Source organism: Domibacillus aminovorans (genome assembly GCF_001643235.1).
Taxonomy (GTDB): Bacteria; Bacillota; Bacilli; order Bacillales; family Domibacillaceae; genus Domibacillus; species Domibacillus aminovorans.
The window spans coordinates 71162-87730 of sequence record NZ_LQWY01000023.1; the positions used below are offsets into that span (position 1 = coordinate 71162).

17 protein-coding genes are annotated in these 16569 nt (G+C 43.2%); 14 read left to right on the forward strand and 3 right to left on the reverse strand.

Annotation, left to right across the window (positions count from 1 at the left end):
* The first annotated feature begins 141 nt into the window (after nucleotides 1-141).
* The 8 genes from AWH49_RS10190 to AWH49_RS10225 all read left to right on the forward strand — a co-directional run bounded on the left by AWH49_RS10190 (nucleotide 142) and on the right by AWH49_RS10225 (nucleotide 8642).
* Nucleotides 142-1203, forward strand: coding sequence for a putative 2-aminoethylphosphonate ABC transporter substrate-binding protein (locus AWH49_RS10190; RefSeq protein WP_034288310.1), 1062 nt, complete (start codon nucleotides 142-144; stop codon nucleotides 1201-1203).
* Between the two features lie 13 nt (nucleotides 1204-1216).
* The gene (locus AWH49_RS10195) at nucleotides 1217-2221 is read left to right on the forward strand and encodes an ABC transporter ATP-binding protein (protein ID WP_063965598.1); all 1005 of its coding nucleotides are present in this window, start codon (nucleotides 1217-1219) and stop codon (nucleotides 2219-2221) included.
* Nucleotides 2218-3951, forward strand: a complete 1734-nt coding sequence (locus AWH49_RS10200) for an ABC transporter permease subunit (protein WP_063965599.1) — start codon at nucleotides 2218-2220, stop codon at nucleotides 3949-3951. Before AWH49_RS10195 ends, AWH49_RS10200 begins: the two co-directional genes overlap by 4 nt.
* A complete protein-coding gene (gene phnX, locus AWH49_RS10205; RefSeq protein ID WP_082862772.1) occupies nucleotides 3951-4763 on the forward strand; it encodes a phosphonoacetaldehyde hydrolase in 813 nt (270 codons plus the stop codon). The genes AWH49_RS10200 and phnX overlap by 1 nt, the downstream gene beginning before the upstream one ends.
* On the forward strand, nucleotides 4742-5845 hold the full coding sequence (locus tag AWH49_RS10210; protein ID WP_063965600.1) for a 2-aminoethylphosphonate--pyruvate transaminase: 1104 nt from the start codon (nucleotides 4742-4744) through the stop codon (nucleotides 5843-5845). The genes phnX and AWH49_RS10210 overlap by 22 nt, the downstream gene beginning before the upstream one ends.
* Entirely contained in the window at nucleotides 5842-7029 is a 1188-nt protein-coding gene (locus AWH49_RS10215; RefSeq protein WP_063965601.1) for a saccharopine dehydrogenase family protein, read from the forward strand. Before AWH49_RS10210 ends, AWH49_RS10215 begins: the two co-directional genes overlap by 4 nt.
* Nucleotides 7022-7795, forward strand: coding sequence for a DeoR/GlpR family DNA-binding transcription regulator (locus AWH49_RS10220; RefSeq protein ID WP_169815990.1), 774 nt, complete (start codon nucleotides 7022-7024; stop codon nucleotides 7793-7795). The genes AWH49_RS10215 and AWH49_RS10220 overlap by 8 nt, the downstream gene beginning before the upstream one ends.
* Before the next feature lie 274 nt (nucleotides 7796-8069).
* Nucleotides 8070-8642: a bifunctional transcriptional activator/DNA repair enzyme AdaA gene (locus AWH49_RS10225; protein ID WP_063965603.1), complete on the forward strand. Its 573-nt coding sequence runs from the start codon at nucleotides 8070-8072 to the stop codon at nucleotides 8640-8642.
* A 24-nt stretch (nucleotides 8643-8666) separates the two neighbouring features.
* On the opposite strand, the gene AWH49_RS20360 is transcribed toward AWH49_RS10225, so the two are convergent.
* Nucleotides 8667-8819, reverse strand: coding sequence for a hypothetical protein (locus AWH49_RS20360; protein ID WP_169815991.1), 153 nt, complete (start codon nucleotides 8817-8819; stop codon nucleotides 8667-8669).
* Nucleotides 8820-8900: 81 nt separating this feature from the next.
* Between AWH49_RS20360 and tnpB the strand changes: the two genes are divergently transcribed.
* Nucleotides 8901-10052, forward strand: coding sequence for an IS200/IS605 family element RNA-guided endonuclease TnpB (gene tnpB, locus AWH49_RS10230; RefSeq protein WP_063965604.1), 1152 nt, complete (start codon nucleotides 8901-8903; stop codon nucleotides 10050-10052).
* Between the two features lie 175 nt (nucleotides 10053-10227).
* Nucleotides 10228-10773, forward strand: a complete 546-nt coding sequence (locus AWH49_RS10235; protein WP_063965605.1) for a methylated-DNA--[protein]-cysteine S-methyltransferase — start codon at nucleotides 10228-10230, stop codon at nucleotides 10771-10773.
* A gap of 106 nt (nucleotides 10774-10879) precedes the next feature.
* Here AWH49_RS10235 and murB read toward each other — a convergent pair whose 3' ends face one another.
* Nucleotides 10880-11791, reverse strand: a complete 912-nt coding sequence (murB, locus tag AWH49_RS10240) for a UDP-N-acetylmuramate dehydrogenase (RefSeq protein WP_063965606.1) — start codon at nucleotides 11789-11791, stop codon at nucleotides 10880-10882.
* Between the two features lie 431 nt (nucleotides 11792-12222).
* On the opposite strand from murB, the gene AWH49_RS10245 reads away from it, so the two are divergent.
* A complete protein-coding gene (locus AWH49_RS10245) occupies nucleotides 12223-13200 on the forward strand; it encodes an MBL fold metallo-hydrolase (RefSeq protein ID WP_063965607.1) in 978 nt (325 codons plus the stop codon).
* A gap of 109 nt (nucleotides 13201-13309) precedes the next feature.
* Here AWH49_RS10245 and AWH49_RS10250 read toward each other — a convergent pair whose 3' ends face one another.
* Nucleotides 13310-14281: a carbohydrate kinase family protein gene (locus AWH49_RS10250; RefSeq protein ID WP_018395336.1), complete on the reverse strand. Its 972-nt coding sequence runs from the start codon at nucleotides 14279-14281 to the stop codon at nucleotides 13310-13312.
* 243 nt (nucleotides 14282-14524) lie between these two features.
* Here AWH49_RS10250 and AWH49_RS10255 point away from each other — a divergent pair, with 243 nt between their 5' ends.
* The 3 genes from AWH49_RS10255 (at nucleotide 14525) to AWH49_RS10265 (ending at nucleotide 16501) form a co-directional block, all read left to right on the forward strand.
* Nucleotides 14525-15271 carry a DUF2087 domain-containing protein gene (locus AWH49_RS10255; RefSeq protein WP_063965608.1) on the forward strand — a complete coding sequence of 249 codons (747 nt, stop codon included), beginning with the start codon at nucleotides 14525-14527 and terminating at the stop codon, nucleotides 15269-15271.
* Between the two features lie 14 nt (nucleotides 15272-15285).
* The gene (locus tag AWH49_RS10260; protein WP_063965609.1) at nucleotides 15286-15636 is read left to right on the forward strand and encodes a GIY-YIG nuclease family protein; all 351 of its coding nucleotides are present in this window, start codon (nucleotides 15286-15288) and stop codon (nucleotides 15634-15636) included.
* 673 nt (nucleotides 15637-16309) lie between these two features.
* Complete coding sequence (locus AWH49_RS10265; protein WP_018395341.1) at nucleotides 16310-16501, forward strand: YezD family protein; 192 nt, start codon at nucleotides 16310-16312, stop codon at nucleotides 16499-16501.
* Nucleotides 16502-16569 lie beyond the last annotated feature (68 nt).

Here is a 16569-nt window from a genome sequence, read left to right on the forward strand (position 1 = left end):
ATAAAAACAAGTAAATATTTAAAAAGCTACATAAAACCATACAAAACCACAACAATAACTTAACCATTCGTTAATATTTCATTAATAATCACAAGATACAATGAAATCACAACCAAAACCATATAAAAGGAGCTTGAAAAAATGAAAAAACGCATGTGGTTTTCCGTGCTTTCTAGTTTATTATTCGTATCAGCTTGTTCAGGAGAAAAAAGTGTTCCGACGGATGCACAAAGCGGGGTATCGGGCGATTTAACCGTGTATACAGCGGTGGAAGAAGAATTGATCCCTGATTATATGGCTTCTTTTGAAGAAAAGTATCCAGAGGTGGATGTCAAAATCGTCCGTGATTCGACAGGTATTATGACAGCTAAGCTTCTCGCAGAAGGGGAAAACACAAGTGCGGATGTTGTATGGGGTCTTGCGGCATCAAGTTTGCTGGCACTGGATCAAAAAGACATGCTGAAAGAATACACGCCAGCAGGTGCGGAAAACATTAAACCGGATTTTAAAGACAAAAATGAACCACTTAAATGGACAGGCAACACGGCGTTTATGACGGGGATTGCAGTGAATACGGAAGAATTGAAAAAGCTGAATGTACCGGTGCCAAAAACATATGAAGATTTACTGAAACCAGAATATAAAGGACTCATTGTTATGCCTCACCCGGCGTCAAGCGGAACCGGCTACTTAACAGTCAATGGATGGCTGCAGATGATGGGCGAAAAAGAAGGCTGGTCTTACATGGACAAGCTTCATGAAAATATCGGTACGTATACGCATTCGGGATCAAAACCGGCGAAAATGGCGGCGGCAGGTGAATATCCGATTGGTATTTCACTTGTTTATACAGCGGTTCAAATGAAAGAAGACGGCGCGCCGGTTGAAGTGATCCTGCCGGAAGAAGGACTCGGTTGGGAAGTGGAAGCCAATGCGTTAATCAATAAAAAGGATGCTGGCAATGAAGAAGCGGCGCATGCCTTTTTGGACTGGGCTATCGAAGAAGATGTGATGAAGAAGTATTTTGACGCAAATGGATTTACGACAATGAATAAGGAATTTGAGCTGCCGGCATCATTCCCGAAAAACGTAGAAGAAAAGATGTATAAGGAAAATGACTTGTACTGGGCGGCGGAAAACCGGGACACGATTTTAACAGAATGGGAATCAAAATATGGAACGAAAGCCGAACCGGAAGAATAAAGGAGAGATCATGATGGCAAAATCACTTCAAATTAAATCGGTAATGAAAACATTCGGCCAGACGACCGCACTTGAAGAAATTCATCTCGACATTGAAAAAGGAGAGTTTGTCAGTTTACTTGGACCGAGCGGATGCGGGAAATCAACGCTGCTCCGGATCATTGCGGGGCTCGATCAGCCGACATCAGGAGGGTTGAACGTTGATGGAGCTGATATTACAGCTTCGTCTGCTTCTTCACGAAACATTGGCATGGTGTTTCAGTCATATGCGCTGTTTCCAAACATGACGGTGCGCAAAAACATTGAGTTTGCTCTCAAGCCGAAGAAGCTGTCAAAAAAGACGCGCACAGATAAAGCGATGCATATGCTGCAACTTGTCGGACTTGAAGCACTCGCAGACCGGACACCGCAGCAATTGTCAGGTGGCCAGCAACAGCGGGTAGCACTGGCGCGCGCACTTGTGATCGAACCGGATTTTCTTCTTCTTGATGAACCGCTATCGGCGCTTGATGCGAATGTGCGCCATCAGCTACAACAGGAAATTCGCCGTATTCATCACGAATTTGGTATGACAACGATTATGGTCACGCATGATCAGGATGAAGCGCTCACCATGGCTGACCGGATTGCGGTGATGAACAACGGACGCATTGCCCAGTACGATACACCACAAAATGTGTACCGGTTTCCTGCTGATTCGTTCGTCGCATCTTTTATTGGAACGTCGAACCAGATCGAACAATTGGGGGAAACACGCGTGATTCGTCCCGAGCATTTCTTCGTTGCTAACGCCCAATCCGGCATGGAGACGTATGTGGACAGCATGATGTTTAAAGGCGCATATTACCGCCTGAAAGTGAGTGTCACAGATCGAACATCGCCACTTTTAAATGAAAAACTCATTGTGGATTTGCCGGCAGACGTCGTGGACAGCCGAAACATTTGCCCAAGGAAGATTGTCTATTTATCCGTGCATGAGCATGAAGCACGGCCTTCAAAAAAAGTGGTGATGGTGTGACGACACTTTCTGGTGTGAAAATATTGAAGCGAAGTGTTTCATTGTGGCGCCCGCTTCAATTAACGATTATTTTCTTATCATTAGGCTGTCTGCTTTTTATGCCAATTTCGGCGTTGTTTCTCGAAGTGGCCAAAGATGAAGAAGGCAGATGGACCGGATTTGGCCAGGCAATCAGCTATTTGTCCAATCCGACTTTGTTAACAAGCTTTCAGCATTCGCTGACGATTGCTCTTTGGACAACGGTTTTTGCACTATCGTTTGGTTTTGTGTATGCATTTGCCATTTCGCGTACGAATGTGAAAGGGAAGCGGGTGTTGCTCGGGTTTGCCATGTTACCTCTTTTTGTCCCGACGATGATGCACGGGATTGCGCTCATTTATTTATTTGGGCGGCAGGGGATTGTGACGACCGGTTTGTTTGGTCTCTTTCCAGGTGTTGACATCGAATTGTATGGCCCGGTCGGCATTGTGATGGCGGAGATTATCTATACTTTCCCACAAGTCGTTTTGCTTATGTACGTCGCGCTTCGTCAATCGGATCAAGGATTGTATGATGCCGCGAAAACGATGGGTATCAGTTCAGCGGGCCGGCTTTTCGGCATTACGATTCCCAGCATTCGGCTCGCGTTTGTGAGTGCCGGAATGGTAGCATTCACGCTTAGCTTTACAGATTACGGTGCACCGAAACTTGTTGGAGGACAATACAATGTGCTCGCGACCGATGTGTACAAGCAAGTCGTCGGGCAGCAAAATTTTGCGCTCGGCGCAGTAGCCGGGATCTTACTAATGACACCGGCACTGATCGCATTTGTGGTTGACCAATCTGCGTCACAAAAGCCGTCGTTTTCATTGAATGCAAAAGCAAAAGCACTTGAGATTGGCATACATCGGGTCCGTGATGTGTTGTTCGGTTCATTCGCATACGGCATGGCGCTCGTTGTTGCGGTTTTGTTTTTGATGATGATTGTGGCGTCTGTGACCCCGGTCTGGCCATATACATTCGGATTTTCACTTGAGCATTTCACGTTTAACAGTTACACAGGAGACGGGTTTACAGTCTTTTTAAACAGTTTGATTGCAGCGACTGGTACGGCGGTATTCGGTACTCTTTTTGCCTTTTTGTTTGCGTACTGGCTTCAAAATGGTGCTCTGCCGGCTACACTCGCGAAAATGGGTCATTTTATGAGCCTGCTTCCGATGGCGGTGCCGGGTCTTGTGATCGGGATCAGCTACGTGCTGTTTTTCAGTCGCCCCGAATGGTTATTCTTCGGACTGGTGGTGCCAAATATGCTGCACGCATTGTATGGAACGATGGCGATCGTGATTGTATCAACGGTTCTTCATTTTTTCTCTGTTACTTATATGACGGCGCGGACGGCTTTGAAGAAGCTGGATGCGGAATGTGAGCAGGTCGCGAAAACACTGGGGCTGACGCGGATCGATACGTTTCTTCATTACACACTACCATCGTGTGCACCGGCGCTTTTGGAAATGGCGATGTATTTTTTCGTCAATTCGATGGTCACGATCTCGGCGGTTATTTTCTTGTACACGCCGGATACGAAAACAGCGGCGGTTTCGATTGTCAGCCTGGATGATGCAGGTAATATCGAAGCAGCAGCGGCGATGGGGCTTTTAATTGTCCTTGTGAATGTTGTTGTGCGTTTTCTATATGAACAGCTGCTGCGTATGGCAGGAAAAAGAACAAAACGAAAAGGAGAGACTGCGTGATGAAAAAAATTCAAGGTGTATTTCTTGATTGGGCGGGAACGACAGTAGATTACGGATGCATGGCGCCGGTTGAAAGTTTTGTGAAAATATTTGAAGAAAAAGGGATTCAGGTCACGATGGATGAGACACGCGAGCCGATGGGTATGGCGAAAATCGATCATATCCGGACGATGCTTGAGATGCCGTCGATTCGAAAACAGTGGCAAGGAGAGCCGACAGAAGCGGATGTTCGTGAGCTGAATGAACGGTTTGAAGCGTGTTTGTTTGAAAGTCTTGATGAATACACAGATCCAGTGCCAGGCGCGGTGGAAGCGGTCGAGACACTGCGGGAAATGGGATTAGTCATTGGGACAACAACAGGCTATACGCGGGAGATGATCGATATTGTGCGTGCAGGTGCGGCGGAAAAAGGCTATGAGCCGGATGTGACTGTGACAGCGGATGATGTGGATGCAGGCCGTCCATATCCATGGATGATGTATTATGCGGCGATGAAGCTCGGTGTGTATCCGATGAACAGAATTGTGAAAGTGGGCGACACGACCGTCGATATGGAAGAAGGCCGGAATGCAGGTGCATGGACAGTCGGGTTAATTTATGGCTCAAGTGAACTTGGCTTATCAATAGAGGAAGTATCGCATTTGACAGAAGACGAGCGCGCTGTTCGTGAAGCGGCTGTTCGTGAAAAATTAATGGCGGCAGGTGCACATGCGGTGCTGTTCTCCATTGGCGAGCTGCCGGCGTTTATTCGTGAACTTGATCGTACTCTTTCGGAAAAGGAGGAATCATCATGGTCCGTTCTCTCCTTTTAACTCCAGGTCCACTGACAACAACAGATACCGTTAAAACAGCAATGATGGGTGACTGGTGTACGTGGGAAGAAGAATACAAAAAGCTGACGCGCGGCATACGCAGCCGGCTCGTGGAACTGGCTGGCGGCGGGGATCAGTATACCGCTGTTTTGATGCAGGGCAGCGGCACATTTTCAGTGGAAGCGGCGATCGGTACGTTTATATCGAAAGAAGATCATGTGCTCATTGGCGTAAACGGTGCGTATGGCCGGCGGATAGTGGAAATTGCCGAACGTTTACACATTCCGTACAGCACGGTGACGGCAGATGATACAAAGGCGCTTGAAGTTGCTTCATTTGAAGAAAAGCTGCGGACTGATTCATCGATTACACACGTGATGTTCGTTCACTCGGAAACGACTTCGGGGCTTTTGAATCCCGTTCAAGACATTTGCCGGATTGCGAAACAGTTTGGTAAAACGACGATGGTCGATGCGATGTCGAGCTTTGGCGGCATGGATATGTCAATGGCTGATTGGAACATGGATGTTCTCGTTTCCAGTTCAAATAAATGCCTGCAAGGTGTGCCGGGTTTTGGTTTTGTACTAGCAAACCGCGCGTTGTTAAAATCGCGAAAAGGATGTGCACCGTCGCTTTCGCTTGATGTGTACGATCAGTTCGAAACGATGGAAAATGACGGCGGTAAATGGCGGTTCACTTCGCCCACACATGCGGTTCATGCGTTTTCACAGGCACTTGCTGAACTCATAGAAGAAGGCGGCGTCCCGGTGCGGGAAGCACGTTACCGTAAAAATCAAGAAACGCTTATTGCCGGCATGGAAGCACTTGGTTTTAAAACGGCCGTCTCGAAATCAATTCAATCACCATTTATCGTATCGTTTTTGTATCCAGACCGCACGTTTTCATTTGACACTTTCTATACAGCGTTAAAAGCTGATGGATTTATTATTTATCCGGGTAAATTAACGGATCTTCCTGCATTCCGGATCGGGACCATTGGTGATATACACGTTTCGGATATTCAGCGGCTGCTTGAATCAATTAAAACATATATGACTGTGAGAGGAGAGATACGCATATGAAAATATTTTGTCTAGGTGGAGCAGGTAGAATCAGCAGAGAAGCTGTCTTTGATTTGGTGGAGCATTCTGTATTCGAAGAAATTGTGATTGGTGATTACAATGAAGAAGAAGGCTCCAGGGTGGTAGAGTGGCTGAATGATCCGCGTGTGTCGTTTGTGAAAGTAAATGTATTTGACGAAGCGGATACGATCGCCAAGATGACCGGGTTTGATATTGTGCTGGACGGGACGACAATTCAATTGAATGGCCAAACAACGAAATTAATTGCAGCGGCGGGCTGCCATGGAATTAATTTGAATGGATTCGGGGAAGAGTTTGCCTATGAAGAGACGTTTAAAGCAAACGGAAAAACAATGCTGCCAGGCTTCGGAATGACGCCGGGCCTGACGCAAATGATGGCGATGTACGCAGCGAACCGTCTGGATTCGGTGCAGTCCGTCCGGGTGAGCCACGGGTCGTTCCGTCCGATTGCATTTTCCAAATCCATTGCGGAAACGACGACGTATGAATATGACCCAGAACTGCCAGGGCGTGTCGTATTTGAAAACGGTGAATTTGTTCAGGTGGAGCCGTTTGCCCGTCCGCGTGATATTCAATTGCCGGAGCCGTACGGTCATACGGTACAGTATATTATTCCGCATTCCGAAACAGTAACGCTCGCCAAAGCATTGAAAGACAAAGGCGTCCAGCTAATTGAAACACGCGGTACATGGCCGGAGCAAAACATGCGTCTCGTGCGTGCGCTGTATGAGTATGGCATTTTACGAAATGAAAAAGTAAGTGTTGGCGGCGAAGAAGAGGGTATAATGGATATCATCAGTTCATACTTGCTTCAATCAGAAGAAGGACAGTCGACTGAACTGTATGGCTATGCGCTTCATATAGAAGTGATCGGGGAAAAAGACGGCGAGGCGATTTGTTATGAGCTGACGCATACGCACCCGAAAAGCGATGGGTCCGTGCCAGGTTGGGAAGGGCTGCGTGCGTATACGCGTAATGTGGCGATTCCGTTTGCGGTGGCGGCGGAACGCATGGCGAAAGGAGACGTGGAAAAAACGGGTGTGCTGACGCCGGAAGAGGCATTTGGCGCCCATCCAGAATTATTTTTCCCGTTGCTTGAAAAACGAGGCATTCATGTTCATATCGAAAAGAAAGCTGTCTTGCCTGAAGAATCGTATGTATAAAGGCAGGTGGACGCCGATGCTGGCGGAAGAACGAAAATTAAAGATTATGGAGTACGTCGCGGAATATGGAAGTGTACGAGTTTCGGATCTTGCCGAGGAATTTGTCGTGTCGACGGAAACGGTCCGTCGCTATTTGGATGAGCTGGAAAAAGATCAAAAGCTAAAAAAAGTATACGGTGGTGCGGTTCGGCTCAGTGAAAAAGAGGAACCGCCGATTTTAAATCGGGAAACGAAAAACCGGCTGGAAAAGCGGCTTATCGCCGAACAGGCCGTCTCGTTTATTTTAGAAGGTGATGTTGTGTTTATCGATGAAGGAACAACAACTTTGCAAATGGCAGACGGGCTGAGCCGGTTTAAAGAGATCACTGTGATGACCACATCGTTTCCGCTCGCCAACCGGTTAATGCAGACGGATTTTGAAGGCGACATCATTTTCCTCGGTGGACTCGTACAAAAAGATCACTGGCGGACGGCCGGCAGCTTGACGACGAAAGTGGTACGGGAACTTCATGCCGACAAAGCGTTTATTGCCGTTGACGGGGTTCATCCGGAATTTGGCCTTTCCTGCTACGACAGCGACAAAGCCGTGCTCGGCCAGATGTATATGGAGCAGGTGGAAACAAGTTATGCGCTCGCGGACTATTCAAAAATGAACATGCGGGCCACACACTGCATCGCGCCTTTGCAGCAGGTGGATTTCATCGTCACCGACCGCCCGGCAGAAGGCAGCTGGTCGAATGATAACTGGGTGGTTGCGCAGCCATAAATAGAAAGAGGATGTCTCATAGACCCCTCTAAATGAAGAAAATCCAGAGAGAAATGAAATTTCTCTCTGGATTTTTTCGTTAATTCAAAATAGGCTTTTTTGTTTTTATTAGAAGATATAGTTTGAAGATAGAAATCTGTTAGAATCCCGTAAAATCCGCTTTTTTTAAAGAGATTTTATCACATGCAAAAAATTACGTTATCTTGCTTTTTAATTGATAAATCGTTTATTTATAAGTGCTAACGTGTAGAATAAAAGTAGAGGTGAACACGTGATGGAAGTGAAAAAAACAACCATTCCTGCTGAGTACTGGAAAGCCATTACGGAATGTGATGCAGCGTACGATGAAACATTTTTTTATGGGGTAACAACGACAGGCATCTTTTGTCGGCCTTCCTATAAATCCAGGGTGCCCAATCAAGAAAACGTACGAATCTTCAAAAATGCTTATATCGCTTTAGAGGAAAAATTCAGGCCGTGCAAGCGGTGTAAACCCGATGGATTGCATTTATCTGCGGAGGAGTGGGTCGAGCAAATTGTTGAATGGATTGATCAACATTATATTAAACCCCTCACACTTCATACATTGGCGGATATTTCCGACGGCAGCCCTTACCATTTACAGCGATTGTTTAAGCGTGTGAGAGGCCTATCGCCAACAGAATATATTCAACAGGTACGTCTTGAAAAAGCAATCCATGGGCTTGAGACAACCGGGCAATCAATCGCTGACATCGGAACGGCTGTGGGATTTTCGAACACGCCTTATTTTATCAGACTTTCAGGCGAGAATACCCTCATCTTCAAATACGTGAAGGGCGCAGCTCAGTATGAAGTGGGGGGATGAATCCTCATTAGACAAGGGGTCGCTTTAGCGGTCTCGATTGTCCGATTGTTCGAGCGCATATTGAATGAGGTAGATAATCGTTTGAGTACGGGTACTAAACCCTTTTTCTTCTTTGAACTTGTCTACTCTGCTTAAAAGAACTTTAGGAAATCTTAGCACGACTGATTGTTTTTCCATGATGTCACTCCTAAAATGATATACAATTAATATATATTTTGATATCATAAGTGTATCATAATAGACAAGTAGGTGGAAGTTATGATCGTAAATAAAGCGTATAAGTTTCGGATCTATCCTACTAAAAAACAAGAAATCCTTATCACCAAAACAATTGGTTGTTCCCGCTTTGTTTTCAATCACTTTCTTTCCAAGTGGAATGATACGTATAAAGAAACAGGTAAAGGATTGACGTATAATACGTGTTCTGCTCAATTAACACAACTAAAGAAGCAATTAGTTTGGTTAAAAGAAGTCGATAGTATTGCGGTGCAATCGTCTTTGAAAAATCTAGCTGATTCGTATTCACGATTTTTCAAAAAACAGAACAAAGCACCACGATTCAAATCTAAAAATAATAACGTGCAGTCCTATACAACAAAGCATACTAACGGCAATATTGCGATTATTGATAACAAAATCAAACTGCCGAAAATTGGATTAGTGAAATTCGCGAAAACTCGTGAGGTTGAAGGTCGTATTCTTAATGCTACTGTTACATGTAATCCAAGTGGTAAGTATTTTGTCTCTATCCTTGTCGAAACAAAAGTTGAAAAAAAACCAAAAACAGGTTCATCCGTTGGTATTGACGTTGGATTGAAAGATTTTGCTATTCTTTCAGATGGAACAGTATATAAGAATCCAAAGTTTTTCCGTTCACTTGAAAAGAAATTGGCGAAAGAGCAACGTATTCTTTCACGTAGAAAAGAAATGGCCATCAAGCAGAAGCGTAAACTATCCGAATCAAAGAATTATCAAAAACAGCGCATAAAAGTAGCTCGTATTCATGAACGAATGGTCAACTCACGCACCGACTACTTGCACAAAATCAGTACCGAGATCATCAAAAACCACGATGTAATCGGCATTGAAGATTTGCAAGTATCGAATATGTTAAAGAATCAAAAATTAGCAAAAGCGATCAGTGAAGTATCCTGGTCGCAATTTAGAACGATGCTTGAGTACAAAGCGAAATGGTATGGAAAACAGGTTGTAGCTGTAGGAAAAACATTCGCAAGTTCTCAACTTTGTTCTTGTTGTGGCTATAAAAATAAAGACGTTAAAAATCTTGTAGTACGTGAATGGACATGTCCAGGTTGTCACACTCACCATGATCGAGATATTAACGCAAGTTTGAATCTTCAAAATGAAGCGATCAGACTTCTAACTGTCGGGACGACAGGGTTAGCCTAATTAATAACTGACGGATACGTTGGTGATCTTAGGAATCCCCCACTTCAAGCAACTCGTAAGAGTGCTAAGTGGTGGGTAGTTCAATACATTGTTCAAAAAGAGACTTGGCAAAACACCATCTGGCTATCGAAAAACATACGACCAAAACGTGAACAAGGAGAAGGAGAACTCATTCATGATGAATAAAAAAGAAAAAGTAATCGAGTGGTCCATTCTAGAATACGGCCAGTGGCAATTATACGCAGCTAAAACGGAAAAGGGACTTTGCTATGTCGGCTTACCTGGGGAATCTTATGAGGAGCTTGAAGCCTGGATACAAAAACGTTTTCCAGTAGCGTCTCTTGTGGAAAATGAAGAAGCTTTAACGCCGTATATAGATGAGCTACACGAATATTTTAAAGGTAGGCGGCAATCGTTCTTCCTACCCGTAGATGTAAAAGGAACGCCGTTTCAAGAAGAAATTTGGGAAGCGTTAAAGCAGATTCCTTATGGAAAAACATATTCGTATTCCGATATTGCCGCGCTCATTCAAAGACCTAAGGCAGTTCGCGCCGTGGGAAGAGCGATTGGTGCTAATCCGGTACTGATCAATGTGCCATGTCATCGTGTTATTGGAAAGAATGGAGCGATAACTGGTTACCGGGGAGGCGTGGATTTAAAAGAATATCTTCTTCAATTAGAATCGCAAAATGGAGTATGGTACAGTGAGAACAAAAATTGAATTGCTCAACTGGGTTCAAAGTAAGGACAACGCTCCTTCATGTTTTTTTACTTGGAAATAGAAAAAACCGCTTCAAAAGGTGTGTACTTTTGAAACGGAATCGTTTTTAATCTTCACCAATAATTTTCACTTCTGTTTCAAGCTCGACGCCGAATTTTTCTCGTACTGTATCTTGTGCATGCTGAATTAATTTCAAATAATCAGTTGAGGAAGCACCGTCCACATTCACAATGAATCCGGCATGTTTCGTTGAAATTTCGGCGCCGCCAATACGCGCGCCCTGCAGGCCGCTGTCTTGAATTAATTTGCCAGCAAAATAACCGGTTGGCCGTTTAAAGACACTTCCGCACGATGGGTATTCAAGCGGCTGTTTTGCTTCGCGAAGCGCTGTGAAAGTATCCATCTCTTCTTTAATTTTTGCATGCTCACCAGGCTGCAGTTCAAACAGAGCTTCTACAATAATGTAGTCTTTCTCGGTAAAGACACTTTTACGATACCCGAAATGAAAGTCTTTTTCTTCTAAATCAATAAGTTCGCCCGAATGAGAAAAAACGGTCGCTTTTTTTAAAACGGTCGATGTTTCGCCGCCATATGCACCGGCATTCATGACAAGCGCCCCTCCAACAGAGCCAGGAATTCCACAGGCAAACTCGAGGCCAGTCAGATGATGCTCTAATGCCGTATGTGATACATCAATAATTTTTGCGCCGCTTCCGGCAATTATTTGATTGCCTTCTACAGCAATCGTATTAAAATGCTCAAGTGTAATAACGATCCCACGCAGCCCTTTATCCCGCACAAGCACATTCGAACCGTTTCCTAAAACAGTAAGTGGAATGTGATACGACTGTGCATATTCGATGACCAATTGAAGATCTTGTATATGTTTTGGCTTAATGAAAATGTCTGCCGTGCCGCCTGTTTTTGTATATGTGTGCTTCCATAAAGGGAAGAACAACTCAATCGTTTTTTCATCTATCTTCGTTTTTAATTCATTTACAATCTGCAGCGCATCGATAGCTGCTCACCATCCTTTTTATTTGATCATTCTTATTATAAAGGATATGGCGCCATTCGTTAATTAAATGGCGAATAATAATTAGACTTAACGCATTTATGACAGCTTATGCGCCAGTACGAGCAATGGTTTATCTTTTTTATAAAGGGATGGTAGTATGGAAGAAGATGATGGACGATTGCGGGTTTCTTCGTATACAAAACCGTTACAGATGAACCGGAAGACGATCTATAACGCCATCCATCCCTTGTCCTATACAGGTTTATTCTTTCTTATATAAGAATGTTACAGATAAAAGGATACATAACATGATAAAAAGTAACGAATGACGAAAATGAAAATGGACAAAGTGTCGGTAGAGGGAATCTGTAACGTCGATGGTGCGTTCGTCTGCACGTATGTGTTAAGAAAAAACAAAAGGATGGATAATGATGAAAATAGAACGAGATGGACAGACTGTTTTTCCGGTGATCGTTTCGAACTCTTCCAGTTTGAAAAGCGTGAATTTCTTTTTGCTCAAGGAAAGAGAGATGCTTTATTTGATCGATGCTGGCATGAACGATGAAGCATGCTGGAATACACTCCTACATACGCTCGAAGTAAATAATCTTTCACTTAGCGATTTAACCGGTATTATATTGACACATCATCACATTGATCATGTAGGACTTGTCGATCGAATTGTCTCACGCCATCCAATACCCGTTTTCGTTCACAAGGAGGCTGTTCCACGTTTAAAACGGGAACCAGCTTTTTTGGAGAAAAGAGCCGATTTCTTTGAAAAACTGTACAAAGAGATGGGATGCGGGGAAGCCGGTGAACAGCAGGCTCGTTTTGTTAGAGAGGCCATTGAAAAAAATAAGGACAACGCGCTGCAAGCCAGTTTAACACCGATCGAGGATGACTTTTTGACAAGTCTTTCATTACGTATCATCGAAACGCCTGGTCATGCGCCGGATCAAATGGCGCTTTATGATGAGAAAAGGGGATGGCTGTTCGGAGGTGATTTGCTGATCAGCCACATATCGAGCAATGCGCTAGTTGAACCGGATTCTTCAGGTAATCGAATGATGACACTTGTCCAGCATAGGAATTCCATGAAAAAATGTCTGGATTTAAAAATGAATATCGTTTTCCCAGGACACGGGACGTTAATTGAAAACGGGGAATCATTGATTCAAAATCGGTTAAGCCGCATCGATAAAAAAGCGGGGAAATTTGTTTCTTTTATTGAAAACGGTTCGGCTACAGCAGCTGAAATCGCCTTACGTTATTATAAAAATGTTTATTACGATCAGTTTTCTCTCGTTATGTCGGAAGTGATCGGTCATCTTGATTATTTGGAAAACCGGGGACATGTTGCGAAAATAAAGGTGGATGGTGTGTGGCAATATACAATTCAGCCGTAATAAAAAGTTTATTTTACATAAGTATGCAAAAAACTCGATAACCGGTCAGAAATGAGGTGGACTGGTCATAAAACTTGATAAACAAGCAGAACCCCCTTAAGCACGGTGCTTAGGGGGTTTTGAGCATGTCTTCAATTTGATTTTTAGAAGGCAATGATGAAATCGCGCCTTTTCCGGTTGTCGAAATTGCACCAGCTGCGTTAGCGAAGGCCAGGATGGAATGGCCGTGGTGTGCGAGAACAGCAGAGAGTCCTTTTTGATCTGCCCCAGCTTCAAGCAGTAGATACAGCAATGCACCAATAAAAGCATCACCGGCTCCGGTGGTGTCCTGTACGTCAACAGAATAACCGCTAGAATCAATTGTTATATCCTGTACATAAAGCGTTGCACCGGCAGCCCCTTTCGTATAAATAACCGTCTGTACATCACCGACAAACAGCGACGCAATCGCTTTATCCTCGTCCTCTATTCCCGCTATAAAAGCAAGCTCTTCATCGGAAATTTTCACGATATGTGCTTTAGGAATAAACTCGAGAATGGTTTCGCGGCACGCATCGGGGCTGTCCCAGAGCGGCAGGCGTACGTTTGGATCGAAGCTGATTAAGGCGCCGCTTTCTTTTGCTGATTGCATCGCTTTTACATGGGCCTGCTTCATCGGGCTGTCGACTAAATCAACCGAACAAAAATGCAAAATATCGCCAGCTTCAAAGATTGACTCATCCACTTCATCAGCCGTCAAAAGCAAATCTGCAGACGGCTTCCGGTAAAATGAAAAATCACGTTCGCCGTCATCTCGAAGTGAAACGAATGCGAGCCCTGTATTTGCTTCATGTGTGCGAATGACATGTCTTGTATCCACGCCAGTTTCTTCTAATTTTTCTAATAAAAAATCACCAAATGCATCCGCTCCGAGCTTCGTGATCATCTTAGAGTGGCCACCCAGTTTGGCAACGGCTGCTGCTACATTTGCGGGTGCACCGCCAGGAGCTCGTTCAAACGACACGACATCTTTCAATGCCCGTCCTTTTTGAAGCGGAATAAAGTCAATCAATACTTCACCAATTGAATATAACGTACCCATCTCTCATTCTCCCATCTATTTTAAGACACGAGTTCATCCAGCAATATATGAAATTGTTAGAGACTGTCTTTTGTATAAATTATACACGATTTAAGTTGCGAAAATCATTTTTCGCTATAAAGAATGGTGTTTGGCTAAAGTATTATCAACTTTAGATAAGATCTCTTCGGAAAGTTGACATAAAACAAACAAAAATATAATATGTTTATTAATAGAGAAACTTATTTAGGTGGTGTTTGGTTAATGGGTGTTTCGGAACGTTTTTGGAATGCGCCGCTAGATGAATTAAAGCGGGGGTATGTAGAAGAAAAAAAGAACTTTCTTTGTTTGCTTTGCGGAACAAAAGTTGAAAAGGGACTTATTTATCCGGAGAAAGAAGTCTTATATGAAGCAGAGCGATATATGCAGCTTCACATAGAGCAATCGCATGAATCAGTATTTGATTACATTATAGGCATGGATAAAAAACTGACTGGCTTAACGGAGCATCAAAATAATCTAATGCGTCTTTTTTATGAAGGAAAAAATGATAAAGAAGTACAGAAAGAGATGGGAATTGGCAGTGCGTCGACAATCCGGAATCACCGTTTTGTGCTGAAAGAAAAAGAACGTCAGGCGAAAATGTTTTTGGCATTAATGGAGCTGCTAAAAGAAAAAGATGCCCATGCGCCGTCGCTCGTGCCGCCTCATCAAAAAGCGAAGATGATTGACAGCCGCTATGATGTAACGGAAGAGGAGCAGGCAAAGACGATTGCGAAATTTATGCCGGATGGTGTACTGCTTACGTTTCCACCAAAAGAAAAACAGCGCCTCATTGTCATGAGAAAAGTTGCCAAGAAGTTTTCTGTAGGGCAGACTTATAACGAAAAAGAAGTGAACGAAATCATCGCTGCGATTTTTGATGATTACGTCAAAGTAAGACGGTATTTAATCGAATATGGATTTTTAAGAAGAAGATCAGACGGCAGTGCCTACTGGGTGAATGAGTAATGGAGGAAAGTAAAATGGACCGCAAAAAAGAATTGAAACAGCAATATAAAGAAACAACAATAGAAGCAGGGATTTATCAAATCAAAAATATGGTGAACGGTAAGACTTTCATTGCAAGCACACGGAATTTAAAAACATTGAACGGACGCAAGTTTGAACTTGAAGCCGGTTCAAGTACACATAAAGAGCTGCAAAAAGAGTGGAATGAGTTCGGAAAGGATTCATTTGAATTCGACGTGCTTGAAGTATTAAAAAAGAAAGAAAACGGCTTTTTTGATGAAAAAAGGGAACTCGAGAAGCTAGAAGAGAAGTGGCTGGAAAAATTACAGCCGTATGGAGAGAACGGATATAATAAAGTGAAGTGAAGACTAATTTTCTGGAAAAAGGGTAGACACTGTATGAAAGCAAAATGGGAGGAATTCAATGACGAATATAAAAGTACTTATTTTGAATGCTTCACAGATGAATAGAGCACGAAATGAAAAAAGCGATCGAATTTAGATCGCTTTTTTCATTTTTTTTATAGACATTTATTTAGGAACCACATATAATTTAAATAAATCTTATCGAATTAGTAGGTTTTGGGGAAAGGAGGAACTCAAAATAAAAGTATCTAGTCGTGGAGAGTATGCGCTGCGTGCTTTAATCGTACTTGGACAGAAGAAAAGAGTTAATGTCGATCAGTGAAATTTCTGAAAAGACACTTATGACAGACACGATCGCTTACGTGTTAGAACAAACGACACTGGATGATTTACTGCAAGGCAAATTGCGGCCAGTTGTACCAATATAATTTAAATAAATTCAATTTTTTGAAAAAAACGTATAGACATGTTATAAAGGATGCGCTATAATCCAATTAATCAAATAAAACAAACCTAAATACTTGGTTATAAAAAAACTACATACAAAAGACTGCCGATCAGACAACTGAAGGCTCCTTGCAATCTAAACGTTTTTTTGAATGTAGATTACTTGGAGCCTTTTTTGTGCAAAAGTCGACTGATATAGTCAAGATTAAAAATGGAGGGGAACGACATGTCAGAAAAAAGAATTGATGATCAGTGGATTGAGCGTATTGTGCAGTCGCTAAAGGGAATTGAATACGGATCGGTGGAAATTGTCATACATGATTCGCAAATTACACAAATTGACCGGCTGGAAAAGCAGCGGTTTCCTTTGAAGAAAAGTCAGGCATTTGAAAGACCAAAACAAATAAGAATTCAATAAAAAGCCGATCAGACAGACTGAAGGCAGACTTTTTTAATAAGTAAATATTAAATAAAGTCTGCCTTTTT